General features: G+C 61.9%; 19 protein-coding genes and 1 pseudogene. 9 read left to right on the forward strand and 11 right to left on the reverse strand.

Annotation, left to right across the window (positions count from 1 at the left end; all coding sequences use genetic code 11):
* Nucleotides 1-117: 117 nt before the first annotated feature.
* From hutU to hutC, 3 genes are all read right to left on the reverse strand, one after another.
* Complete coding sequence (gene hutU, locus AC07Y9_RS07490; RefSeq protein ID WP_007925917.1) at nt 118-1,800, reverse strand: urocanate hydratase; 1,683 nt, start codon at nt 1,798-1,800, stop codon at nt 118-120.
* Nucleotides 1,801-2,293: 493 nt separating this feature from the next.
* On the reverse strand, nt 2,294-2,866 hold the full coding sequence (locus tag AC07Y9_RS07495; protein ID WP_102678386.1) for a HutD/Ves family protein: 573 nt from the start codon (nt 2,864-2,866) through the stop codon (nt 2,294-2,296).
* A 9-nt stretch (nt 2,867-2,875) separates the two neighbouring features.
* Nucleotides 2,876-3,544: a histidine utilization transcriptional repressor HutC gene (gene hutC / locus AC07Y9_RS07500; protein ID WP_238437480.1), complete on the reverse strand. Its 669-nt coding sequence runs from the start codon at nt 3,542-3,544 to the stop codon at nt 2,876-2,878.
* Between the two features lie 188 nt (nt 3,545-3,732).
* Here hutC and AC07Y9_RS07505 point away from each other — a divergent pair, with 188 nt between their 5' ends.
* Entirely contained in the window at nt 3,733-5,097 is a 1,365-nt protein-coding gene (locus tag AC07Y9_RS07505) for a formimidoylglutamate deiminase (protein WP_087089734.1), read from the forward strand.
* 43 nt (nt 5,098-5,140) lie between these two features.
* Here the strand turns inward: AC07Y9_RS07505 and AC07Y9_RS07510 are convergent, their stop codons facing one another.
* Both AC07Y9_RS07510 and AC07Y9_RS07515 read right to left on the reverse strand, forming a co-directional pair.
* Entirely contained in the window at nt 5,141-5,710 is a 570-nt protein-coding gene (locus AC07Y9_RS07510; protein ID WP_007925922.1) for a lipocalin family protein, read from the reverse strand.
* Between the two features lie 35 nt (nt 5,711-5,745).
* Nucleotides 5,746-6,000, reverse strand: coding sequence for a hypothetical protein (locus tag AC07Y9_RS07515; protein ID WP_007925924.1), 255 nt, complete (start codon nt 5,998-6,000; stop codon nt 5,746-5,748).
* 283 nt (nt 6,001-6,283) lie between these two features.
* On the opposite strand from AC07Y9_RS07515, the gene AC07Y9_RS07520 reads away from it, so the two are divergent.
* The 3 genes from AC07Y9_RS07520 to AC07Y9_RS07530 all read left to right on the forward strand — a co-directional run bounded on the left by AC07Y9_RS07520 (nt 6,284) and on the right by AC07Y9_RS07530 (nt 8,868).
* Complete coding sequence (locus AC07Y9_RS07520; RefSeq protein WP_207240225.1) at nt 6,284-8,176, forward strand: methyl-accepting chemotaxis protein; 1,893 nt, start codon at nt 6,284-6,286, stop codon at nt 8,174-8,176.
* 90 nt (nt 8,177-8,266) lie between these two features.
* A complete protein-coding gene (locus AC07Y9_RS07525; RefSeq protein ID WP_007925927.1) occupies nt 8,267-8,539 on the forward strand; it encodes a type II toxin-antitoxin system Phd/YefM family antitoxin in 273 nt (90 codons plus the stop codon).
* Nucleotides 8,536-8,868, forward strand: coding sequence for a type II toxin-antitoxin system RelE/ParE family toxin (locus AC07Y9_RS07530; protein WP_102680672.1), 333 nt, complete (start codon nt 8,536-8,538; stop codon nt 8,866-8,868). Before AC07Y9_RS07525 ends, AC07Y9_RS07530 begins: the two co-directional genes overlap by 4 nt.
* A 124-nt stretch (nt 8,869-8,992) precedes the next feature.
* Here AC07Y9_RS07530 and AC07Y9_RS07535 read toward each other — a convergent pair whose 3' ends face one another.
* The 3 genes from AC07Y9_RS07535 to AC07Y9_RS07545 all read right to left on the reverse strand — a co-directional run bounded on the left by AC07Y9_RS07535 (nt 8,993) and on the right by AC07Y9_RS07545 (nt 13,257).
* Nucleotides 8,993-9,595 carry a DUF924 family protein gene (locus AC07Y9_RS07535; protein ID WP_053259326.1) on the reverse strand — a complete coding sequence of 201 codons (603 nt, stop codon included), beginning with the start codon at nt 9,593-9,595 and terminating at the stop codon, nt 8,993-8,995.
* A gap of 3 nt (nt 9,596-9,598) precedes the next feature.
* Complete coding sequence (locus AC07Y9_RS07540) at nt 9,599-10,609, reverse strand: class 1 fructose-bisphosphatase (RefSeq protein WP_007925933.1); 1,011 nt, start codon at nt 10,607-10,609, stop codon at nt 9,599-9,601.
* A gap of 197 nt (nt 10,610-10,806) precedes the next feature.
* Nucleotides 10,807-13,257, reverse strand: coding sequence for a glycogen/starch/alpha-glucan phosphorylase (locus AC07Y9_RS07545; protein WP_102680673.1), 2,451 nt, complete (start codon nt 13,255-13,257; stop codon nt 10,807-10,809).
* Between the two features lie 265 nt (nt 13,258-13,522).
* On the opposite strand from AC07Y9_RS07545, the gene AC07Y9_RS07550 reads away from it, so the two are divergent.
* A complete protein-coding gene (locus tag AC07Y9_RS07550; protein WP_023970087.1) occupies nt 13,523-13,966 on the forward strand; it encodes a YkgJ family cysteine cluster protein in 444 nt (147 codons plus the stop codon).
* A 259-nt stretch (nt 13,967-14,225) separates the two neighbouring features.
* Here AC07Y9_RS07550 and typA read toward each other — a convergent pair whose 3' ends face one another.
* Together typA and thiI are read right to left on the reverse strand one after the other, a co-directional pair.
* The gene (typA, locus tag AC07Y9_RS07555; RefSeq protein ID WP_009041779.1) at nt 14,226-16,046 is read right to left on the reverse strand and encodes a translational GTPase TypA; all 1,821 of its coding nucleotides are present in this window, start codon (nt 16,044-16,046) and stop codon (nt 14,226-14,228) included.
* 139 nt (nt 16,047-16,185) lie between these two features.
* Nucleotides 16,186-17,640: a tRNA uracil 4-sulfurtransferase ThiI gene (thiI, locus tag AC07Y9_RS07560; protein ID WP_007929954.1), complete on the reverse strand. Its 1,455-nt coding sequence runs from the start codon at nt 17,638-17,640 to the stop codon at nt 16,186-16,188.
* 330 nt (nt 17,641-17,970) lie between these two features.
* Between thiI and glnA the strand changes: the two genes are divergently transcribed.
* The 4 genes from glnA (at nt 17,971) to AC07Y9_RS07580 (ending at nt 22,822) form a co-directional block, all read left to right on the forward strand.
* Complete coding sequence (glnA, locus tag AC07Y9_RS07565) at nt 17,971-19,377, forward strand: glutamate--ammonia ligase (protein WP_102680675.1); 1,407 nt, start codon at nt 17,971-17,973, stop codon at nt 19,375-19,377.
* A gap of 175 nt (nt 19,378-19,552) precedes the next feature.
* Nucleotides 19,553-21,589 (forward strand): toxin-antitoxin system YwqK family antitoxin, encoded by a 2,037-nt coding sequence (locus AC07Y9_RS07570; RefSeq protein ID WP_102680676.1) that lies wholly within the window; start codon nt 19,553-19,555, stop codon nt 21,587-21,589.
* 86 nt (nt 21,590-21,675) lie between these two features.
* Nucleotides 21,676-22,218, forward strand: coding sequence for a chorismate mutase (locus tag AC07Y9_RS07575; protein ID WP_102680677.1), 543 nt, complete (start codon nt 21,676-21,678; stop codon nt 22,216-22,218).
* An 88-nt stretch (nt 22,219-22,306) separates the two neighbouring features.
* Complete coding sequence (locus tag AC07Y9_RS07580) at nt 22,307-22,822, forward strand: DUF4124 domain-containing protein (RefSeq protein WP_102680678.1); 516 nt, start codon at nt 22,307-22,309, stop codon at nt 22,820-22,822.
* Here AC07Y9_RS07580 and AC07Y9_RS07585 read toward each other — a convergent pair.
* A pseudogene (locus AC07Y9_RS07585) lies at nt 22,794-23,051 on the reverse strand (methylated-DNA--[protein]-cysteine S-methyltransferase); the annotation flags it as partial. The gene AC07Y9_RS07580 and the pseudogene AC07Y9_RS07585 sit on opposite strands and share 29 nt — an antisense overlap.
* Nucleotide 23,052: the final 1 nt, after the last annotated feature.

Below are 23,052 nucleotides of genomic sequence, written 5' to 3' on the forward strand. Positions count from 1 at the left end.
CGTTATCGTTCTCCCGGGAGATTCTTGTCATGTCAAAGCACTGCTACATGGACCGAGCCGCCGCACTGCAGCGTGCGACGGCTTCTTCCCTAATCCTGGCGGCAATCCGCCGGGAGCTTACTTGCCAGTGATCATCGGCAGGTTCAGACCCTGTTCCTTCGCGCAGTCGATGGCGATCTGGTAACCGGCATCGGCGTGGCGCATGACACCGGTACCCGGGTCGTTATGCAGCACACGGGCGATACGCTCGGCCGCTTCGTCGGTACCGTCGCAGACGATCACCATCCCGGAGTGCTGGGAGAAGCCCATGCCGACGCCGCCGCCGTGGTGCAGGGAAACCCAGGTCGCACCACTGGCGGTGTTCAGCAGGGCGTTGAGCAGCGGCCAGTCGGACACGGCGTCGGAACCGTCCTGCATCGATTCGGTTTCGCGGTTCGGGCTGGATACCGAGCCGGAGTCCAGGTGGTCGCGACCGATGACGATCGGCGCCGACAGCTCGCCGCTGCGCACCATTTCGTTGAACGCCAGGCCGAGCTTGGCGCGCAGGCCCAGGCCAACCCAGCAGATACGCGCCGGCAGGCCCTGGAAGCTGATGCGCTCGCGCGCCATGTCCAGCCAGTTGTGCAGGTGCGCGTCGTCCGGGATCAGTTCCTTGACCTTGGCGTCGGTCTTGTAGATGTCCTGCGGGTCGCCCGACAGCGCGGCCCAGCGGAACGGACCGATGCCGCGGCAGAACAGCGGACGGATATAGGCCGGTACGAAGCCTGGGAAGTCGAAGGCGTTCTCGACGCCTTCTTCCTGGGCCATCTGACGGATGTTGTTGCCGTAGTCGAAGGTCGGGATGCCCTGCTTCTGGAAGTCGAGCATGGCCTTGACGTGCACGGCCATCGATTGTTTGGCCGCCTTGACCACCGCGGCAGGCTCGGTCTTGGCGCGCTCGCGGTACTGCTCCCAGGTCCAGCCGGCCGGCAGGTAGCCGTTGAGCGGGTCGTGGGCGCTGGTCTGGTCGGTGACCATGTCCGGACGCACGCCGCGACGGACCATTTCCGGAAGGATTTCAGCCGCGTTGCCGCACAGGGCGATGGAGATCGCCTTGCCTTCGGCGGTGTACTTGGCGATACGCGCCAGGGCGTCGTCCAGGTCTTTGGCCTGCTCGTCGACATAGCGGGTCTTCAAGCGGAAATCGATGCTGGTCTGCTGGCATTCGATATTCAGCGAGCAGGCACCTGCCAGTGTCGCGGCCAGAGGCTGGGCGCCGCCCATGCCGCCGAGGCCGGCAGTCAGGACCCAGCGGCCCTTGAGGTCATCGTTGTAGTGCTGGCGACCGGCTTCGACGAAGGTTTCATAGGTGCCCTGGACGATGCCCTGGCTGCCGATGTAGATCCAGCTGCCGGCGGTCATCTGGCCATACATGGCCAGGCCCTTGGCATCCAGCTCGTTGAAGTGTTCCCAGGTGGCCCAGTGCGGCACCAGGTTGGAGTTGGCGATCAGCACGCGCGGGGCGTTGCTGTGAGTCTTGAACACGCCGACCGGCTTGCCGGATTGCACCAGCAGGGTCTCATCGTCATTCAGGTTGGTCAGGCTCTCGACGATCTTGTCGTAGCACTCCCAGTTGCGCGCAGCGCGGCCGATGCCACCGTAGACCACCAGTTCTTTCGGGTTCTCGGCGACTTCCGGGTCGAGGTTGTTCATCAGCATGCGCAGCGGCGCTTCCGTCAGCCAGCTCTTGGCGGTCAGCTTGTTGCCGCGGGCAGCGCGAATTTCGACGTTCCGGTATTTCGTAGGTTTATTCTCAGTCACGAAAAAACTCCTCAGCGATCAATCCAAACCAACCCAGGCAGTGGGCGAGCGTGCCTGCGCGCAGGGCGCTGCGCAGCAAGCGAATCAGGGGACGCTGCGAAGAGTCTTCAGTGACTCATACGCATACGTCTTTACTTGTACATACAAGCATATGCAATCGATCGGCCAACTCGTTGAATGAGCCTTCAAGAAAATCTCTGGAAATGCTGGAGAGGCCCTTGGATCAAGGGTTTCAGCGTCGATTATTTTTTCGCGGGGGATATGACGAGAGGAGTGAGAGCTGTTACTTCGCCAGGGCTTTGCGCCACGCTGGGGCGTTCGGTAACAAATTGGTGCGCGAGGGAAACAACATCAGGAAGGAAGAGAAACAAGCCTTGTGTAGCCGCTGCCGAAGGCTGCGATCGGCTCCGAAGGAGACGCTCTTGCAGGCCCCGGAGGCTCTTCGAGTCGAGCGCGACCCCGGCCTATCGCAGCCTGCGGCAGCGGCTACAGGTCAGATAGCTGTCAGCTCGATCACGCAGCAAGCGCCGCTGACGCTGACTTCCCGCAAGCCGGGGTTACCGAGCAGTTGCAGGCAGTCATGGCGCTCAAGCAAGGCGGCGACACCGCCACCCAGGTCGGTGCGCATTTCCTCGGCCACGCTGAATACCAGCACCGTGCCGGCCTGGGTGAAGAAGCGCTGGCCACCCGACAGCCATTGCAGGCGAGCGCTGTAGCGGTCCGGCGCGTAGATCAGGTTGAAGTCGCGAATCGGCCCGTCGATCAGGGTGCACGCGACCTGGCTGGCGCCACTGAAGGCAAAGGGGTCCAGCGGTAACAGTGCCCGGGTGTCCTCGCCGTCCACCGTCAGGGTCATGCCCGCGCCTTGCAGCACGGTAATGATCCGCTGGTAGCCGGCGAAGCTGGAGAAGCCGCCGGACTCGCCGATATCGGCGATCGACAGCCGCCAGCCGAAACCTTCCAGGCCGACGCCGGCGTCCCGGGTGATCTCTTCGGTACTGCCGCCACCGTTCTTCCATGGCATGCGCGGGTAGTTGGCCGCGCGCAAAACGTTCAACTGAGTCATTGATGCCCCTTACTTATGAAACCGCCCTTCCAGGCTGTGACGAGAACCCGGGTGGATCAGGCGCGCGGCGGTCACCGGCTGGCGGCCGGACCAGGTCCGGCGGCGAATCAGCAGGCACGGCTCGCCGCGCTCGATCTGCAGCAACTTGCATTCTTCCGGCTCGGCCAGAATCGCCTCGACCACGTGCTCGCCCTCGGTCAGCGGCGCAACCTGATTCAGGTAGGCGTAGGGGGTCTGCAGGGTGAAGTCCTGCTTGAGGTAATCCGGCGCCACCAGCGCGTTGACGAAACGGTCCTCTATCTGCACCGGGATATCGTTTTCGAAATGCACGATCAGCGAGTGGAAGACCCTCTGCCCTTCGCGCATTTCCAGGGCCACGGCGCGCTCGGAACCGGCCGCCTCTTCACCCAGGGTAATGACTTTGCACGTGTGGCGATGACCGCGCGAGGCGATCTCGTCGGCAATGTTGTGCACCTCGAACAGCGCCGACTGGCTTTTCGGCTCGGCGACGAAAGTCCCCACGCCCTGCATGCGCACCAGCAGGCCTTCGGCGGTCATCTCGCGCAGGGCGCGGTTGATGGTCATGCGGCTGAAACCCAGCTGGCTGACCAGCTCGCTTTCCGAGGGCACGCGGTAGTGCGGCGGCCAGTTTCCACTCTCGATCTGCTGGGTGATCATCTGCTTGACGCGGGCGTACAGGGGCGCCGGACTATCGCCCAGATGGGCGGCCAGCGGGGAGTTGGCGGGCGGAGTCGGCACGGGAAATCCTTGTTGGCTGAAGAAAGAGGCTAGCTTGCCGGAGTTTACCGAGCAGGCAAACGTCTGTATATGTATATACAAATAACACACGACGGGGTGCTTGAACCATGTCCGCCTTCTTTGCCGAACGCGCACTGCTGCCTAACGGATGGGCCAACAACGTACGTCTCGAGGTCAGCGCCGACGGCCTGTTGACCCACATCCAGGCCGATGCCAGCGCAGAAGGCGCCGAGCGGCTACAAGGCCCGCTGCTGCCGGGCATGCCCAACCTGCACTCCCATGCGTTCCAGCGGGCGATGGCCGGGCTGGCGGAAGTGGCCGGCAACCCCAACGACAGTTTCTGGACCTGGCGTGACCTGATGTATCGCCTGGTGGGCAAGATCAGCCCGGACCAGCTGGGCGTCATCGCCCGTCAGCTGTACATCGAAATGCTCAAGGCCGGTTACACCTCGGTCGCCGAATTCCACTATGTGCATCACGACACCAACGGCCAGCCCTACGCCGACCCGGCCGAACTGTCCCTGCGCATCAGCCAGGCCGCCAGCGCCGCCGGCATCGGCCTGACCCTGCTGCCAGTGCTGTACAGCCACTCCGGTTTCGGCGGCCAGGCGCCCAACGAAGGCCAGCGCCGCTTCATCAACAGCACGGAAAACTACCTCAAGCTGCAAAGCCGCCTGCAACCGCTGCTGGCCCGGCAACCGGCCCAGCAGCTGGGGCTGTGCTTCCACTCGTTGCGCGCGGTCACCCCGCAGCAGATCAGCGAGGTGCTGGCCGCCAGCGACAAACAGTGCCCGGTGCATATCCACATTGCCGAACAGCAGAAAGAAGTCGATGACTGCCTGACCTGGAGCGGGCGCCGGCCGCTGCAATGGCTGTATGAAAACACCGCGGTCGATCAGCGCTGGTGCCTGGTCCATGCCACCCACGCGAATGCCGAAGAAGTCAGCCTCATGGCGCAAAGCCGAGCGATTGCCGGCCTGTGCCTGACCACCGAAGCCAATCTCGGCGACGGGATTTTCCCAGCGGTGGATTTCCTCGCCCAGGGCGGCCGCATGGGCATCGGTTCCGACAGCCATGTGTCGCTGAGTGTGGTGGAAGAATTGCGCTGGGCGGAATACGGCCAGCGCCTGCGCGATCAACGCCGCAACCGCCTGTATCGCAACGACCAGCCGATGGTTGGCCGGACCCTGTACGACGCCGCGCTGGACGGCGGCGCCCAGGCCCTGGGGCAGCCGATCGGCGCCCTGGAAGTGGGCAAGCGTGCCGACTGGCTGGTGCTCGACGGCAGCGATCCTTACCTGGCCACCGCCGAGGGCGACGGCATTCTCAACCGCTGGCTGTTCGCCGGCGGCGATCGCCAGGTGCGCGATGTGCTGGTCAACGGTCAATGGGTAGTGCGCGACGGCCGTCACGCAGGCGAAGAAGAAAGTAATCGGGCCTTTACCCAGGTGCTGCGCGACCTGCTCGGCTGAAGCCCGTCACCGCGGGAGCCAGCATGCTGGCTCCCGCATGGATTCACTTCGAGGTCTTGGCCATCGCCTTGTCCGACACTCGCCAGATCAGGCGGGTGGTGTCATAACCCTGCTGGCGCGCCCTGCTCAGTAGGTCCTCGCGAACCGCCTCGCTGACATTCGGCCGGCGCGACAACAGCCACAGGTATCGACGATCCGGGTTGCCGACAATGGCGGTCTTGTAGTCGTCGCTCACATACAGCACCCAGTAGTCGCCCTTGGCCAGGCCCGGTATCAACCGGGAAAACCAGGTATCGAATTCGACCCACAGCTTGTCGGTTTTGTCCGGCGCCTGCGGCGTTGCCGTGCCCCGCACCTCTTCCCATTGCCAGTTGGCGGTCAGGCAGCGGTTGAGCACCGCCATATTGCCTTCGGGCAGCAAGGTGTAGCGGGCTTCGGATTGCGCGCAGTTACGTTGGAAATACATCGGCAAACGCGCCAGCTCGTACCAGGTCCCTTGGTAACGCTTGAGATCGACGTGATTCGCGGTCTTGGGCGCCAGTGAATCGTCCCGGGAAGTGGCGCAGCCGGCCAACAACAGGCCGGCCAGAAGAGTGACTAGCAAACGCATCATTATTTTTCTCCCGTGGGCACGTGGCCCCGGTTTTTTTACTTCAGGCCTTGCCCGGAAAACATCAGCACTTTGTCACCGGCGTACTGCACGCTGATAAAGCTGTTCTTGTCACCCCAGGTGCAGCTGGACATGCCCAGCGCGCCGGAACAATCAGTTGGTTTGCCCAGCAGTTTTTCAACTTCGGCCTTGGGCATGCCGGCCGACAGCTTGGAATAGTTTTCCTGATTGATCTTGCCGCATGCAGCCAACAGCACGCAGAACGACAACAGAGCGAGAGAACGCAGGGACATGGTGAAACTCCTGGGCGAACGGGGGGATGGCATGCTGCCAACCAGAAGCTTAGAAGAGAAAAGCCCCATCTGGTTCCCCAGCCAGACGCCTATTTATTGTGACGCAGCGCCCAACATTTCCTCCGGAATCAACCACTTTGCGGGGGCAAAACGCATTTCGTCGGGCAGACGTCGGCGTGCCTCATTTTTCATGATGGCCAGTCGACATAAAAGCAGCGCAAAAGCTGCCGTTATGGCAAATTGACGCCCCCTCGCTGACCACCCTTTCGCGGTAGTTCACCTAATGACCAGAAACATGAAATTCAGCCATAAGATCCTGCTTGCCGCCGCTCTTGTGGTCGCCGTTGCGTTCGCCTGTTTTATCCTGTTCAACGACTATCGACAGCGCGAGGCCCTGCGCAGCAGCAACGAGTCCTCCATGCAGGAACTCGGCAGCCTGACCAGCAGCAACATCCAGACCTGGCTGGAAAGCCGCATCCAGTTGCTGCACACCCTGGCCCAGCAGATCGCCGTGGACGGCAGCGGCGCCGACGGCCTGAAACGCAGCGTCGGCCTCCCCGCCTATGCCAGCAACTTCCAGCTCAGCTACTTCGGCGGCCAGGACGGCGCGATGTTCTCGGTCCCGGCGGGCAACCGCGCGCCCGACTACGACCCGCGTGCCCGTGGCTGGTACAAGGCGGCCAACTCGGCCCAGCAGACCATCGTCACCGAACCCTACATCGCCGCCTCTTCCGGCAAGCTGGTGATCACCGTCGCCACCCCGGTCCAGCACCAGGGCAGCTTCATCGGCGTCGCTGGGGCCGATATCGACCTGTCCAATGTCAGCGCCATCATCAACTCGCTGAATTTCGGCGGCCATGGCCAGGCGTTCATCGTCAGTGCCGGCGGCAAGATCCTGATCCACCCGGACAGCAAGCTGGTGCTCAAGAACCTCAGCGACGCCTACCCCAATGGCGCCCCGCAGGTCGGCCCGGGCCTGAAGGAAGTCGAGCTGGATGGCCAGACCCAGCTCATCTCCTTCACCCGCGTCAACGGCGTGCCGGCGGCGGACTGGTACGTGGCACTGGTGCTGGACAAGGACACCGCGTTCTCGATGCTCAGCGAGTTCCGCACCTCGGCGATCATCGCCATGCTGATTGCCGTAGTAATCATCATCAGCCTGCTGGGCATGCTGATCCGCGTGCTGATGCAGCCGCTGCACCTGATGGGCCGCGCCATGCACGACATCGCCGAGGGCGAAGGCGACCTGACCAAGCGCCTGATCATCCATGGCCACGACGAGTTCGGCACCCTGGGCGTGTCGTTCAACCGTTTCGTCGAACGGGTTCACGGTTCGATCCGCGAAGTCGCCTCGGCCACCGGCCAGGTCAACGAAGTCGCCCTGCGGGTGGTCAGTGCCTCGAACTCGTCGATGTTCAACTCCGGCCAACAGGCCTCGCGCACCAGCAGCGTTGCCGCGGCCATCAACCAGCTCGGCGCCGCCGCCCAGGAAATCGCCCAGAACGCCGCCCTGGCATCGCAGCACTCCAGCGATGCGCGCAACCTGGCTGGCGAAGGCCAGGCCGTGGTCGACCAGACCATCGCCGCCATGCAGCAGCTGTCGGCGAAGATCAGCGACTCCTGCGGCCATATCGAAACCCTGAACAGCAACACGGTGAACATCGGGCAGATCCTCGAAGTCATCACCAGCATCTCCCAGCAGACCAACCTGCTGGCCCTCAACGCCGCCATCGAAGCCGCCCGCGCCGGTGAGGCCGGCCGTGGTTTCGCGGTGGTCGCCGATGAGGTGCGCAACCTCGCCCACCGCACCCAGGACTCGGCGCAGCAAGTGCAGAAGATGATCGAGGAACTGCAGGTCGGCGCCCGCCAGGCGGTGGACACCATGACCGAAAGCCAGCGCGAGAGCGCAAGCAGCGTCGGCATCGCCAACCAGGCCGGCCAGCGCCTGGGCAGCGTGACCCAGCGCATCGGCGAGATCGACGGCATGAACCAGTCCGTGGCCACCGCCACCGAGGAGCAGACCGCCGTGGTGGAGTCGATCAACGTCGACATCACCGAGATCAACACCCTCAACCAGGAAGGCGTGGAAAACCTGCAGGCGACCCTGCGCGCCTGCGCCGACCTGGAGCAGCAAGCGGCGCGGTTGCAGCAGTTGGTGGGTAGCTTCAGGATTTAACGATCAGCAACACTCAACTCGTCTGGCGTGGCGCACATAGGACTGAATAAAGACTAAAATCAGTCCTGCTTCCCCAGACGAGATGCTCCCATGAAGCTTTCTTCTCAGATCAAACCGATCAGTTACCTGAAAAGCCACACCGCCGAGATCGTCAAAACCATCACCGAAAGCCGTGAGCCCATGGTCATTACCCAGAACGGCGAGGCAAAACTGGTGGTCATGGATGTGAAAAGCTTCGAGCAGCAGGAAGAAACCATGGCGCTGCTGAAGATCCTCGCCCTCGGTAATCGTGAGATCGATGAAGGCCAATTCCGCGATGCCCAGGACGTGTTCGACGAACTGGACCAGGCCGACCAACCGTGACATTCAAGGTAGTGCTTCTGCATTCGGCGGAAACCGACCTCATCGAGTTGCGTACCTACCTCACCCAGCGGCTCTCCACCGCTACCTGGCACAACAGCTACAGCAGCCTGAAACAAGCCATTCGCCAACTGGCCACCCTGCCCTACGCCGGGGCGACTCCCGCAGAACTCGAACAACTGCATGTCGGCCACTACCGACAGATACTCTCGGGGATGAATCGAATCATCTATGAAGTACGAGACGCTACCGTCTACATCCATGTCATCGCCGATACCCGCCAAGACCTGCAAACCTTGCTGATGAAGCGGCTGCTGCGCGCCAGGCGCTAAGTATTCATGGGTCCTGAAGCCCTATCGCGGGCAATCGAGCGTCGACCGGCCGCTCCTACAGAAGAACCCAAGCATCCGTAGGAGCGAGGCTTGCCCGCGATAGCGATTACAGAACGCAGAAGAACTAGAAGCTGGAACCCGGCTCGCGCAGGAATGCCAGTTCCTCCGGCGTCGATTCACGCCCGAGAATCTGGTTGCGATGGGGGAAGCGCCCGAAGCGGGCGATGATTTTCTGATGCCGTTCGGCGTAGTCCAGCAGATCGGCGAACACCGGTTGGTCGGCCAGCGGCTGCTCGTCGTGCAAGGCGGCGAACCTGGAGATCGCTTCGTTCTGCACCGCCAGGTTTTCGCAATGCTCGAACACCAGGTAGACGAAGCTGCGCTGCATCGGCGCCAACTGGCGGTCGAAATCCGCGGCAATACCCTGGGCCACCAGCGCCTGGGCGCGCAGATCGCCGGCAAAGCTCTTGGGGGTTTCGCGATACAGCATGCGCGGCAGTTGGTCGAGCAGCAGCACCAGGGCCAGCCAACCTTGCGGGCGTTGCGCCCACTCGGTCAATCCGCCGGCCAAGGCCTGTTCCACCAGATCCCCGAAACGCTCGCGCGCCTCGAGATCCTGGCTGTCGCGCTTGCCAAACCACAGCCTGCCCTTTTCAGCCTTGATATCCGCGGGTTTCTCGGCCGAACCGAACCACCAGTCGAGCAAGGGCTGCCAGGGCGCGGCCATGGGTTATTCCTTGTGGTAGGCGGTGACGCGGGCGACTTCTTCCTTCGAGCCGAGGAACACCGCTACGCGCTGGTGCAGGCCTTCAGGCTGGATGTCGAGAATGCGCTGGTGACCGTCGGTGGAAGCGCCGCCCGCCTGTTCCACCAGGAACGACATCGGGTTGGCTTCGTACATCAGGCGCAGCTTGCCCGGCTTGGATGGCTCGCGGCTGTCGCGTGGGTACATGAACAGGCCACCGCGGGTCAGGATGCGGTGCACGTCGGCGACCATCGCGGCCACCCAGCGCATGTTGTAGTTCTTGTTCAGCGGGCCTTCTTCGCCTGCCAGCAATTCGCTCACGTAACGCTGCACCGGCGCTTCCCAGTGACGCTGGTTGGACATGTTGATGGCGAATTCCTGGGTGCTTTCAGGAATGGTGATGTCTTCGTGGGTCAGCACGAAGCTGCCCATTTCGCGATCCAGGGTGAAACCCTTGACGCCGTCGCCCAGGGTCAGCACCAGCATGGTCTGCGGGCCGTAGATGGCGTAACCGGCGGCAACCTGCTGGGTGCCTGGCTGCAGGAAGGCCTTTTCATTGAGCGGTTCGTTCTGGCTCAGGTATTCGTTCGGGCAACGCAATACCGAGAAGATCGTGCCGACCGGGGCGTTGATGTCGATGTTCGACGAGCCGTCCAGCGGGTCGAATACCAGCAGGTACGCGCCTTTCGGGTATTTGCCCGGGATCTGGTAGGCATTGTCCATTTCCTCGGACGCCATGCCGGCCAGGTGGCCGCCCCATTCGTTGGCTTCGAGCAGGATCTCGTTGGAGAGCACGTCGAGCTTCTTCTGCACTTCGCCTTGGACGTTTTCAGTGCCCATGCTGCCCAGAACACCGCCCAGGGCGCCTTTGGACACGGCATGGCTGATCTCCTTGCAGGCACGCGCCACCACTTCGATCAGGAAGCGCAGATCGGCAGGAGTGTTGTTGCTGCGGGTCTGCTCAATCAAATAGCGACTCAGGGTAACGCGGGACATGGACGGCTCCGGAGGAATGGGGGGCTAAAAACCCGCGCAGTTTAACGCGAGTCGGGGTGCATTTCCTCCTATGAGACGAGATCCGCCACAGAGAGTTCATGCATGGGGCTGAGCGTAGCCCGAAATCCGATCTGTAGCCGTTGGCGCAGGCTGCGATAGCCTGCGCCCTTTAGACGCTACGGGGACCGCCGAGCGGCCTATTCCAGAGCCTTCCAGATCTGTGTGGCGTACTCGCGAATGGTCCGGTCCGAAGAGAACCAGCCCATGCGCGCGCTGTTGAGCACCGCCGAACGCCACCATTGATTGCTGTCGCGCCAGCGCTCTTCGACATGCAGCTGGGCATTCCAGTAGGAGTCGAAATCAGCGCACACGTGGAAGCGGTCATAGTCGACCAGCGAATCGATCAGCCCGGTGTAACGGGCCGGATCGTCCGGCGAAAATACCCCGCCACGAATCGCCTGCAGCACATCGTTGAGACGATGGGAGGCGGCGATGTCCGGCACCGCGCTGAACTCGCCATTGCGTTTGCGTGCCTCCACCTGCTGGGCGCTGAGGCCGAAGATGAACATGTGCTCGGCGCCGACCCGCTCGCACATCTCGACGTTAGCGCCGTCCAGGGTGCCGATGGTCAGCGCGCCATTGAGGCCGAACTTCATGTTGCTGGTGCCCGAGGCCTCGAAACCGGCGGTGGAAATCTGCTCCGACAGGTCCGCCGCCGGGATGATGCTTTCGGCCAGGCTGACGTTGTAGTTGGGCAGGAACACCACCTTGAGCAGGCCGCGCACGGTCGGGTCGTTGTTCACCGTGCGGGCGATGTCGTTGCTCAGCTTGATGATCAGTTTGGCCTGGTGGTAACTGGCCGCGGCCTTGCCGGCGAAGATCTTCACCCGCGGCACCCAGTCGATTTCCGGCTCGGCGCGGATCGCCTGGTACAGCGCCACCGTGTGCATCAGGTTGAGCAACTGGCGCTTGTACTCGTGGATCCGTTTGACCTGCACGTCGAACAGCGCCGCCGGATTGACCGCGATGCCCAGGCGTTCATGGATGATCGCCGCCAGCGCGCGCTTGCTGTGCAGGCGCTGTTCGGCGAACTGCTTGCGAAAGGCCGGCTTCTCGGCGAAGGGTTCGAGCTTGAGCAACAGCTCCTCGGGGTTGTCCAGCAGCTCCGGGCCGACGGCTTCGACCAGCATCGCCGTCAGCTTGGGGTTGGCTTGGTACAGCCAGCGGCGGAAGGTGATGCCGTTGGTCTTATTGTTGATCCGCTCCGGATACAGCTTGTGCAGCTCGGAAAACACCGTGCTGCGCATCAGTTGGGTGTGCAGGCCGGACACGCCGTTGACACTGTGGGAACCGAGAAACGCCAGGTTGCCCATGCGCACCCGGCGGCCGTTGTCTTCTTCAATCAGCGACACCGCGCGCAGCACGTCGAAGTCGTGGATGCCCTTGGCCCGCAGCGAATCGATGTGCTGGGCATTGATCAGGTAAATGATCTGCATGTGCCGCGGCAGCATGCGTTCCATCAGGCCCACCGGCCAGGTTTCCAGGGCTTCGGGCAGCAGCGTGTGGTTGGTGTAGGCCAGGGTCTCGACGGTGATCTGCCAAGCCGCTTCCCAGGCGATGCCGTGCAGGTCCACCAGCTGGCGCATCAGTTCGGCCACGGCAATCGACGGGTGCGTGTCGTTGAGCTGGATCGCCGCATGCTCGCCGAGGCTGAGCACCGAATCGTGCATGTTCTTGTGCCGGCGCAGCAGGTCCTGCAGGGACGCGGAGACGAAGAAGTACTCCTGCCGCAGGCGCAGTTCCTGCCCGGCTTCGGTGCTGTCCGCCGGGTAGAGCACCCGGGAGATGCTCTCGGCCCGGGCCACCTCGGCCACCGCGCCCAGGTGGTCGCCGGCGTTGAAGCGCTCCAGGTGCAGGTCTTCCATGGCCCGGGCGCGCCACAGGCGCAAGGTGTTGACGCTGGCGCCGCGCCAGCCGACCACCGGGGTGTCGTAGGCCACCGCGCGCACGGTTTCCGCCGGCCACCAGACCTGCCGGGCGTGGCCAGCCTCGTCGGTGACGGTCTCGACGCTGCCGCCGAAGCCGATCGAATAGATCACTTCGGGGCGCTCGAACTCCCAGGGGTTGCCGAAGTCCAGCCAGTGCTCGGTCTGCTCCTGCTGCCAGCCATCGACGATGGCCTGGCGGAACAAACCGTGTTCATAACGGATGCCATAGCCGTGGCCGGCGATACCCAGGGTCGACATGCTTTCCATGAAGCACGCCGCCAGGCGGCCGAGGCCACCGTTGCCCAGCGCCGCATCCGGCTCCAGCAGGCGGATGCGTTCCATATCGACGCCCAGCTCGTTCAGCGCATCGCGCGCCACGTCCAGCAGCCCGAGGTTGCTCAGGCTGTCGTAGAGCAGGCGGCCGATGAGGAATTCCAGGGACAGGTAATAAACGCGTTTCTGGCCTTTGCGGTAGATCTGCCGCGTATGGTCCATCCAGTGCTCGACCATGTGATCGCGCGCCGCCAGGGCGATGGCTTCGAACCAGTCATGGTCGAAGGCGTGGTCCGGGTCTTTGCCCACCGCGTAGGTGAGTTTGGTCAGGACGGCGTCGCGAAAAGCGGCCACCTCAGCGTCACGAACTTGCAGTTCCTGAGTCATGAATACGACCTCGAGCGAGATAGACAGTGAGCATGGAATTGTCTGAGCCTAGTCGGTCTGACAGGAGCCAAAGACTCTGGTTCGGTGCGTCGTGCGATTGCCCGAGCAAAGGCGGCGTCTCCCGCGGCAGTTGGCAAAAATGATGCAGATGCCGTGCCGACCCTCGCACTCCCCTTGGGCTGGCGCAAATTCCGTTAAATGGTTGTTCAAAAATCCACCAGTACCGGTATGATCGCGCGCCCTGATACACACGCTGGAAACAAGCCTGATGAAGTCCAACCTGATCGCCGCCGCGGAAATCGACCGACTCGATACCTGGGCCAAGTATTCCGCGCCCATGTGCGGCTCCTGCATGTCCAGCTGCTGCACCCTGCCGGTGGAGGTCAAGATCAAGGATCTGATCCGCATCGGCATCGTCGACGAATTCGAGCGCGGCGAGCCGGCGAAGAACATCGCCAAGCGCCTGCAGAAGGAAGGCATCGTCGAGCGCTACAACCAGAAGTCCGAGATCTTCACCCTGCAGCGCATGAGCAACAACGACTGCCTGTATCTGGATCGTAAGAGCCGCCTGTGCACCATTTATGACAAGCGCCCGGACACCTGCCGCAACCACCCGAAGATCGGCCCGCGCCCAGGCTATTGCGCGTACAAGCCCAAGCCGGTGGAGCGCCCGACCAACACCAGCAGCCGGACCCTGGAACGCTTCTGAGCCTCGACCTGCGCCTGCAACCCCATTCCCCGCGTAACCCTGCCGCCCTGTAGCCGCTGCCGAGGCTGCGAACGGCTGCAAAGCAGCCGCAGTACGGGCCACCGCAGAGTTTCAGATACACCGTTTTACGACCGCTACGCGGCCGATCGCAGCCTCGCGGGCTCGGCAGCGGCTACAGGACCCGAGCTTTTTCACAGATCAAAAAAAACGCCCCCGGCCTTTCGACCGGGGGCGTTTTTATTCAGCCGGAACTAAAGGATCAGTTCTTGGCTTTCTTGGCAGCGCGGGTACGCTCGCCTTCGTCAAGAATCTTTTTACGCAGGCGAATCGACTTTGGAGTCACTTCGCACAATTCATCGTCCTGGATGAATTCCAGAGCCTGTTCCAGGGTGAAACGAACCGGCGGAACCAGGGCGATGGTTTCGTCCTTGCCCGAAGCACGCATGTTGTCGAGCTTCTTGCCTTTGGTTGGGTTCACACCCAGGTCGTTGTCACGGCTGTTCAGACCAACGATCTGACCGTTGTAGATTTCCTGGCCGTGCTCGACGAACAGCTTGCCGCGCGCCTGCAGGGTTTCCAGGGAGTAGGTCAGGGCTTTGCCGGTCTCGACCGAAACCAGTACGCCGTTCTGACGACCGGACATGTGGCCGGACTTCATCGGAGCGTAGCGATCGAAGATCGAGGTCAGGATGCCTGCACCGTTGGTCAGGGTCAGGAACTGGTTACGGAAACCGATCAGACCACGGGCTGGAATGTTGTATTCCAGGCGTACACGGCCCTTGCCATCCGGAACCATGTTGCTCAGGTCGCCCTTACGCAGCCCCATTTCTTCCATGACCTTGCCCTGGGATTCTTCAGGGATGTCGATGGTGACGTTTTCGAACGGTTCCTGCTTCACGCCGTCGACTTCACGGATGATCACTTCAGGACGGCCAACGCCCATTTCGAAACCTTCGCGACGCATGGTTTCGATCAGTACCGACAGGTGCAGCTCACCACGGCCGGAAACCTTGAACTTGTCGGCCGAGTCGCCTTCTTCAACGCGCAGTGCAACGTTGTACAGCAGCTCTTTGTCCAGACGTTCCTTGATGTTACGGCTGGTCACGAACTTGCCTTCTTTACCGCAGAATGGCGAGTCGTTGACCTGGAAGGTCATGGAAACGGTCGGCTCGTCGACGGTCAGCGGCTTCATCGCTTCAACAGCAGTCGGGTCGCACAGGGTGTCGGAGATGAACAGCTCGTCGAAACCGCTGATGCAGACGATGTCGCCGGCAGCGGCTTCTTCAACGTCCACACGGTGCAGACCGTGGTGACCCATCAGCTTCAGGATACGGCCGTTGCGCTTCTTGCCGTCGACGTCGATAGCGACGACCGGGGTGTTCGGCTTGACGCGACCGCGAGCGATACGGCCAACGCCGATCACACCCAGGAAGCTGTTGTAGTCCAGAGCGGAGATCTGCATCTGGAACGGACCGTCACGGTCAACGGCCGGAGCCGGAACGTTGTCGACGATCGACTGGTACAGCGGGGTCATGTCTTCGGCCATGTCGGTGTGGTCCAGACCGGCAATACCGTTCAGGGCCGAGGCGTAGACGACTTTGAAGTCCAGCTGTTCTTCGGTGGCGCCCAGGTTGTCGAACAGGTCGAAGATCTGGTCCAGAACCCAGTCAGGACGCGCGCCTGGACGGTCGACCTTGTTGATCACCACGATCGGACGCAGGCCGGCTTCGAACGCCTTCTTGGTCACGAAACGGGTTTGCGGCATAGGGCCGTCTTGAGCGTCGACCAGCAGCAGAACGGAGTCGACCATCGACATTACGCGTTCAACTTCGCCGCCGAAGTCGGCGTGGCCCGGGGTGTCCACGATGTTGATGTGGTAGCCGTTCCAGTTGATGGCGGTGTTTTTCGCCAGGATGGTAATACCGCGCTCTTTTTCCTGGTCGTTGGAGTCCATCACGCGCTCGTCGTTGAGCTCGTTGCGCTCCAGGGTGCCGGATTGACGCAGGAGTTTGTCTACCAGGGTGGTTTTACCGTGGTCAACGTGAGCAATGATGGCGATGTTGCGTAGATTTTCGATCACTTGTGTATCTCGATCAGAGGATTCGGTGTGCTGACAACTGCTGGCAGCGATTAACAATAGAGTCCGGCAAGGCCGTTACAGCTTGACGGTGGCGTCGGGGGGCCGGTGACGCAAGCCACAGGCAAACAGCCCCGGGCACTTAGCTCGGTCTATAAACGCGCACATTGGCATGTCCCTCACTGAGCAGATGGTGAGCATGCAGGCGACTCATGACGCCTTTGTCGCAATACAGCAGGTACTGGCGAGTAGGGTCCAGTTCCTTGAAGCGTGCATTCAATGCATAGAACGGCAGCGCTTTTATCTCGATGCCAGAAAGTGTCAGCGGGTCGTCTTCCTGAGCATCCGGATGCCGGATGTCGATCACGATCTGCCCCGCCAGCGCCTCGCTGACTTCTTCGATCTGCAAATCCTGGCCCAGTTCGTCGATCACCCGATCGATCGGCACCAGCTTGGCCCGCTCGATCGCACGCTCGAGCACCGCCATGTCGAATTCTTTCTCTTCATGCTCCACGCGATGGCGCTTGGCGTGGGTCTTGGGGTTCACCGAGATGACCCCGCAGTACTCCGGCATGTGCTTGGCGAAATCGGCAGTGCCGATTTCGTTGGCCAGGTCGATGATGTCCTGCTTGTGGCTGGCGATCAGCGGGCGCAGTACCAGCTTGTCGGTCACGCAGTCGATGACCGAGAGGTTCGGCAGGGTCTGGCTCGACACCTGGGAAATCGCCTCGCCGGTGACCAGCGCGTCGATGTGCAGGCGGTCGGCGATGCTCGACGCGGCACGCAACATCATACGCTTCAAAATGACGCCCATATGACTGTTGTCGACTTTGCCGAGGATTTCGCCGAGCACTTCCTCGAACGGCACGCTGACGAACAGCACGCGCTGGGAGCTGCCGTACTTCTTCCAGATATAGTGCGCGACTTCCATCACGCCCAATTCGTGGGCACGCCCGCCCAGGTTGAAGAAGCAGAAGTGGCTCATCAGGCCTCGACGCATGATCTGGTAGGCCGCCACCGTGGAATCGAAACCGCCGGACATCAAAACCAGGGTCTGTTCCAGGGCGCCCAGCGGGTAACCGCCGATGCTGTTGTGCTGGCTGTGGATCACGAACAACCGTTGGTCGCGAATTTCCATCCGCACTTCGATTTCCGGCTCTTTCAGGGAAATCCCGGCGGCGCCGCACTGTCGGCGCAGCTGGCTGCCGACGTATTTCTCCACGTCCATGGAGCTGAATTCATGCTTGCCGGCACGCTTGCAGCGCACGGCGAAAACTTTCCCCGACAGCGCCTCGCCAAAGTGCTGCTTGCACTTGGCGACGATGTCGTCGAAGTCGCCCAACGGGTACTCATCGACCTGCAGGAAATGCGCGATGCCCGGCATGCAACTCAGGCGTTCGGTCATCTCCTTCAAGGCTTTCGGCTCGCTGACGGCGGTTTCCAGCTCGAGGTTGTCCCACACACCATTGACCACCACAGCCGGGTCCAGATCGCGGAGCACGGCACGGATGTTCTTGGCCAGCTGACGGATGAAACGCGTCCGTACCGGGCGGCTCTTGATGGTGATTTCCGGGAAAACTTTAACGATTAGTTTCATGAAAACAGCGCGCGCTGGGCCAGCCGAAAAAGGGGGGCGCGGATTATAGCGGAAATTGCTCAAGGTTTAACCAATTAATGTGCACTCGGTTTTTCGTGCACCAAAACGGGTCGTCGTCAGATAAAAACGCAACATTGCGGTGCGCCGGTTTGCCAATCTGGCCCAAATACCCCCCGGAATGCGTGAGTTTGGGGCATAAAACCCAACTCGGGGCACTGGCATGCAATTTGCTCCCTTGTGAGGCAGGTTGCCATGGCAGAGTATCTGCGCCGGCATCACCCACATTCTAAGGGCACACCAACACTCGCCCGAAGCCACCCGGAGGACACTATGTCGAAGTCGGTTCAACTCATCAAAGATCATGACGTCAAATGGATTGATCTGCGCTTCACTGACACCAAAGGCACTCAGCACCACGTGACCATGCCGGCCCGTGATGCGCTGGATGACGATTTCTTCGAAATCGGCAAAATGTTCGACGGTTCCTCCATCGCTGGCTGGAAAGGCATCGAAGCCTCCGACATGATCCTGATGCCGGTTGACGAAACCGCCGTCCTGGACCCGTTCACCGAAGAGCCGACCCTGATCCTGGTCTGCGACATCATCGAACCTTCGACCATGCAGGGCTACGATCGCGACCCACGCGCCATCGCCAAGCGTGCCGAGGAATACCTGAAGTCCACCGGTATCGGCGACACCGTATTCGTAGGTCCAGAGCCTGAGTTCTTCATCTTCGACGAAGTGAAGTTCAAGTCCGACATCTCCGGCTCCATGTTCAAGATCTTCTCCGAGCAAGGCTCGTGGATGTCCGACCAGGACGTGGAAGGCGGCAACAAAGGCCACCGTCCAGGCGTCAAAGGCGGCTACTTCCCGGTTCCTCCGTTCGACCACGACCACGAAATCCGTACCTCCATGTGTAATGCCATGGAAGAAATGGGCCTGGTCATCGAAGTTCACCACCACGAAGTGGCGACTGCCGGCCAGAACGAAATCGGCGTGAAGTTCAACACCCTGGTCAACAAGGGCGACGAAGTTCAGACCCTCAAGTACTGCGTGCACAACGTGGCCGATGCCTACGGCCGCACCGCGACCTTCATGCCTAAGCCTCTGTACGGCGACAACGGCTCGGGTATGCACGTGCACATGTCCATCTCCAAAGATGGCAAGAACACCTTCGCTGGCGAAGGTTATGCCGGCCTGTCCGACACCGCCCTGTACTTCATCGGCGGCATCATCAAGCACGGTAAGGCCCTGAACGGTTTCACCAACCCTTCGACCAACTCCTACAAGCGTCTGGTCCCAGGCTTCGAAGCTCCGGTCATGCTGGCCTACTCGGCTCGCAACCGTTCCGCTTCGATCCGTATCCCTTACGTGTCGAGCCCTAAAGCCCGCCGTATCGAAGCACGCTTCCCGGATCCGGCTGCCAACCCATACCTGGCCTTCGCTGCCCTGCTGATGGCCGGCCTGGACGGTATCCAGAACAAGATCCACCCTGGCGACGCGGCTGACAAAAACCTGTACGACCTGCCGCCTGAAGAGGCGAAAGAGATCCCACAAGTTTGCGGCAGCCTGAAAGAAGCCCTGGAAGAGCTGGACAAAGGTCGTGCGTTCCTGACCAAAGGCGGCGTTTTCAGCGACGACTTCATCGACGCTTACATCGCCCTGAAAAGCGAAGAAGAAGTCAAGGTCCGTACCTTCGTACACCCACTGGAATACGAGCTGTACTACAGCTGCTGATCCGGTAGCGCCGCCCCACGCGGCGCGACATGCTACGTAACAAGAAAAAAGGCCTCCCTCGGGAGGCCTTTTTTATTGCCCGCCCATAGCCCCGGAGCATTCCCCCGGGTTATTCATCCATGGATAATCCGCGCCTCTCGCGCCCTCTGTCCGGCGCCTCGACGAAGGGATTCGTATGCAGTGGACTCGTTCTCTCGGCCTGATCGCCTGCCTGGCGTTCGGCAGCACCCAGGCGGCGCCTTTCTATGCCGGCAAGTCACTGGCCCACCCGCTGATCACCGGCCTGGCGGAAAGCTCGGCGACCCTGGCCTTTATCAAGCAGGGTGGCGGCGTCAAAGGTTATTACTCGGTCGACCCGGACGAGAGCCAGCCGCAGCTGCTGGACGACTTCGGCGATGCAACCATCGAGTCGGTGTTCAACATCGCCCTGGATGATGAGTCCCTGACCCGCCTGGTGCTGTTCAAACAGCGCGGCCAGTACCGCCTGCATGCCTATCGCTATAACGAAAGCGACCACCTCTACCAGCGCCTGGAAAAACTGCAACCCGCCCTGGAGCGCATCGCCAAAGACCGCAAGAAACTCGATGCCCCGACGGTGAAACAGGCCCTGCGCCAACTGACACCGCTGAACTACAGCGTCTTCTACGAAGACTCGGGTATCGAGGAATTCGACCGGCTCGACCATTCGGCCGGCACCCTGGTGGGTTACTTCGACCAGAACGGGCAGCCCATCACCGCCCATCCGCCCGGAGCTGAGCAGTACAGCTACAAAAAGACCTTCGCCGAAAAGGACGGACGCTTTCTCACCGCCACCTACTGGTGCGGCGAAACGCCTGCGCTGGAGGGCGAGCCCCTGCTGTACAACTACCGGGCCAGCCGCATTGCCTGGGAGACCGAACCGCAGCGTTTCACTGGCAGTGAGGACGGGGCCTATGTGGAATACTCCGACTCCGGCGGAGCCGTCACCGCCCAGGGTGCCTATGCCCACGGCCAACGCACCGGCGAATGGAGTTTTTCCAGCCCGGACGGAGGCTGGACCCACGGCCGTTTTGTCGATGGCAAGCGCCAGGGACAGTGGACCGAAACCTACCGCTGGCAATCCGTAACGGGCGAGTATCGGGACGATCTGCGTGAGGGACGCTGGGTGCTGTCCTACGACGAAGGAGGCGAGCCCCCCGCTGTCACTGGCTTCCAGACCTATGTCCATAGCGTGCTCAACGGCCCGAGCGAAGAGAAGGTAGACGGTTTCACCGAAAGCGGCAGCTACCGCGACAACAAACGCGAAGGACCATGGGTTACCCAAGCAGGTCGCGGCAACTTCGAGAACGGCCTGAAAAGCGGCCCGTGGATACTCAAGACAGACAAGGGTCATAGCCAGAGCGTGAACTTCGTCGCCGATAAAAAAGAGGGCGAGTTGCGCGAAACCGACGCCAACGGCGTGCTGGTCCTGATCGAGCATTACCAGGCAGATGTGCTGTCCGGCACCCGCGAAGGCTATAGCCCCAGCGGCAACCTGCAGTACTCGCAGCAATATGAGAATGGCAAACGGGAAGGCCACTCACTGGGTTACAGCGAAGACGGCAAGCTGATCAGCGATATTTCCTGGCACAACGATCGGTACGAAGGCCCTCACCTGACCTTCCTGCGTGACGGGACGCCGGCCACGGTCGGGCGCTTCGAGGGAGGGCGCTTTGTCGGCCTGATGAAACAATACGATCAGGACGGAGTGCTTTATGAGGAAGCCAACTGGTGCCGCTTCGACAAGTTCGGCTCAACCGTCGAACGCTGTGGAAAACAACGGCGGTTCACCCACGGAAAGCTGTCCTGGGAAACGGACTTTCTCTTTGGCAGCCCCCAAGGCTCCATCGAGTACAACTATGAAACAGGCCAAAAGACCCGCGAGAAGATCATCGGCGACAATGACCAGATCACTCAGCGCACCTACTACGACAATGGGCAGGTCGAGTGCCAGAAAAACTCGGTGGGTTTCACCTGGATGACCATCAACCAGCAACAGGTGAAAAGTCATGAGTCCAACGGCCAACTGGTCGGCGAACAGCTGTGCTATCACCGCAACGGCGCGGTCAAGAGCCGCGAGCTGATCGACAACGGCTTGAGCGCCTGCCGGATCGTCTATGACGAAAGCGGCCAGCGACTGTCTTCCAGTCCAACCAATTGCGGGGCGCCCGCGACTGTCGCGGCCGGCCAATGACCCATCTTGTGCCCGACGCTTGCCAGGCACTGCGGTTTTGCGTGCATCATGGCCGCCGATTTGTCCCCAAGAAGCCGAGACTGCCCATGACTTCGCGATTCTGCCTTGCCCTGTTGACCCTGTTGCTGGCCGGCAATGCCTGCGCCGCCCCTGCCACCCTCAGCCCTCTGTTGGCCAGCATCGAAGAACGCCTGGCCATCGCCGACCAGGTGGCCCTGAGCAAATGGGACAGCCACAAACCGGTGGAAGACCGCCCGCGCGAGCGCGAGGTGATTGCCGGCGCGGTGGCCCTGGCGCCGACCTACAAGCTCGACGGCGCGGCGGTGGAACAGTTCTTCGCCGCGCAGATCGAAGCCAACAAGCTGGTGCAGTACGCCCACCTGTCCGAATGGACCCTGCAAGGCCAGGCACCGGACGCCCCGCGCCCGGATCTGGTGGGGCAGATCCGCCCGCAACTTGATCGGTTACAAAAACGCCTGCTGCAGCAACTGGCGGATTTCAGCCCCCACCGCAATGACCCGCAGTGCCCACAATGGCTGGCCCAGGCCACCCACGAAGGTGATCGGGCACCACTGCGCCAACTGGCGCTGGTCCGCGCCACCGCCGAGCTTTGTGTGTTCAAAGGTTAAAGCGGCGAACCTGGGCCCGGTCCGCGGCTCTATGCTGAAGGCACTTTCATCCTTGAAGCCGCCGACCCCAGCGCCCAGGAAAGCCGCCATGCGTGTGCACTGTCTCTACCTGCTGTTGCTGGCCGCCCTGCCGGCCGCCGCGCAGATCTACCGCTACACCGACGCCCACGGCAATACCGCCTACAGCGACCAGCCGCCGGCCGGCGTGTCCGGCCAGGCCGTCGAGCTGGCGCCGCTGAATCGCATCGAGGCACCCCGGCCGCTCACACCGCCCGGCGTCGAGCCTGAACAGACGCCACCCTCCAACGCACCGACCTATACCACCCTGGAGCTGAGCGGCGTACCGAACGGCGGCGTGATCCGCGCCAACAACGGCACCTTCAATATCGAGGTCCGTCTGCAACCGTCCCTGCACAACGAGCATCGCCTGCGCCTGCTGCTGGACGACCAACCCTATGGCCAACCCGGCAACCAGCCAAGCCTGCAACTGGTGAATATCGATCGCGGCGAACACCGCCTGGCGGTGCAGGTGCTCGATGGCGAGCGGGTGACCCAGCAAAGCCCGACGCTGACCTTCACCCTGCAACGGGTTCATCGACCCTGAGGTGTTGTCGCGCCGAAATCTGCGCGTACAGGCGCCGCTCATGCTCGAGCAGCCAGCGTTTGCGCCAGAGCCCGCCGCCATAACCGGTGAGCGAACCGTCGGCACCTATCACCCGGTGACAGGCAATCACGATGGCGATCTGGTTGGCGCCATTGGCCCGGGCCATGGCCCGCACGGCGGAGGCCGAGCCGATACTGCTAGCCACCTCGGCATAACTACGGCTAGTGCCC

This window comes from Pseudomonas sp. GW456-L12 (genome assembly GCF_059424045.1).

Excerpts from the sequence above, each read along its gene's own strand:
- AC07Y9_RS07520 (WP_207240225.1), top strand. The coding sequence starts at position 6,284 with ATGACCAGAAACATGAAATTCAGCCATAAGATCCTGCTTGCCGCCGCT.
- AC07Y9_RS07540 (WP_007925933.1), bottom strand. The coding sequence starts at position 10,609 with ATGTCCCGCGTTACCCTGAGTCGCTATTTGATTGAGCAGACCCGCAGC.
- AC07Y9_RS07525 (WP_007925927.1), top strand. The coding sequence starts at position 8,267 with ATGAAGCTTTCTTCTCAGATCAAACCGATCAGTTACCTGAAAAGCCAC.
- thiI (WP_007929954.1), bottom strand. The coding sequence starts at position 17,640 with ATGAAACTAATCGTTAAAGTTTTCCCGGAAATCACCATCAAGAGCCGC.
- AC07Y9_RS07535 (WP_053259326.1), bottom strand. The coding sequence starts at position 9,595 with ATGGCCGCGCCCTGGCAGCCCTTGCTCGACTGGTGGTTCGGTTCGGCC.
- AC07Y9_RS07505 (WP_087089734.1), top strand. The coding sequence starts at position 3,733 with ATGTCCGCCTTCTTTGCCGAACGCGCACTGCTGCCTAACGGATGGGCC.
- glnA (WP_102680675.1), top strand. The coding sequence starts at position 17,971 with ATGTCGAAGTCGGTTCAACTCATCAAAGATCATGACGTCAAATGGATT.
- AC07Y9_RS07570 (WP_102680676.1), top strand. The coding sequence starts at position 19,553 with ATGCAGTGGACTCGTTCTCTCGGCCTGATCGCCTGCCTGGCGTTCGGC.
- AC07Y9_RS07515 (WP_007925924.1), bottom strand. The coding sequence starts at position 6,000 with ATGTCCCTGCGTTCTCTCGCTCTGTTGTCGTTCTGCGTGCTGTTGGCT.
- AC07Y9_RS07575 (WP_102680677.1), top strand. The coding sequence starts at position 21,676 with ATGACTTCGCGATTCTGCCTTGCCCTGTTGACCCTGTTGCTGGCCGGC.
- AC07Y9_RS07495 (WP_102678386.1), bottom strand. The coding sequence starts at position 2,866 with ATGACTCAGTTGAACGTTTTGCGCGCGGCCAACTACCCGCGCATGCCA.
- AC07Y9_RS07580 (WP_102680678.1), top strand. The coding sequence starts at position 22,307 with ATGCGTGTGCACTGTCTCTACCTGCTGTTGCTGGCCGCCCTGCCGGCC.
- hutC (WP_238437480.1), bottom strand. The coding sequence starts at position 3,544 with ATGATCACCCAGCAGATCGAGAGTGGAAACTGGCCGCCGCACTACCGC.
- AC07Y9_RS07545 (WP_102680673.1), bottom strand. The coding sequence starts at position 13,257 with ATGACTCAGGAACTGCAAGTTCGTGACGCTGAGGTGGCCGCTTTTCGC.
- AC07Y9_RS07510 (WP_007925922.1), bottom strand. The coding sequence starts at position 5,710 with ATGATGCGTTTGCTAGTCACTCTTCTGGCCGGCCTGTTGTTGGCCGGC.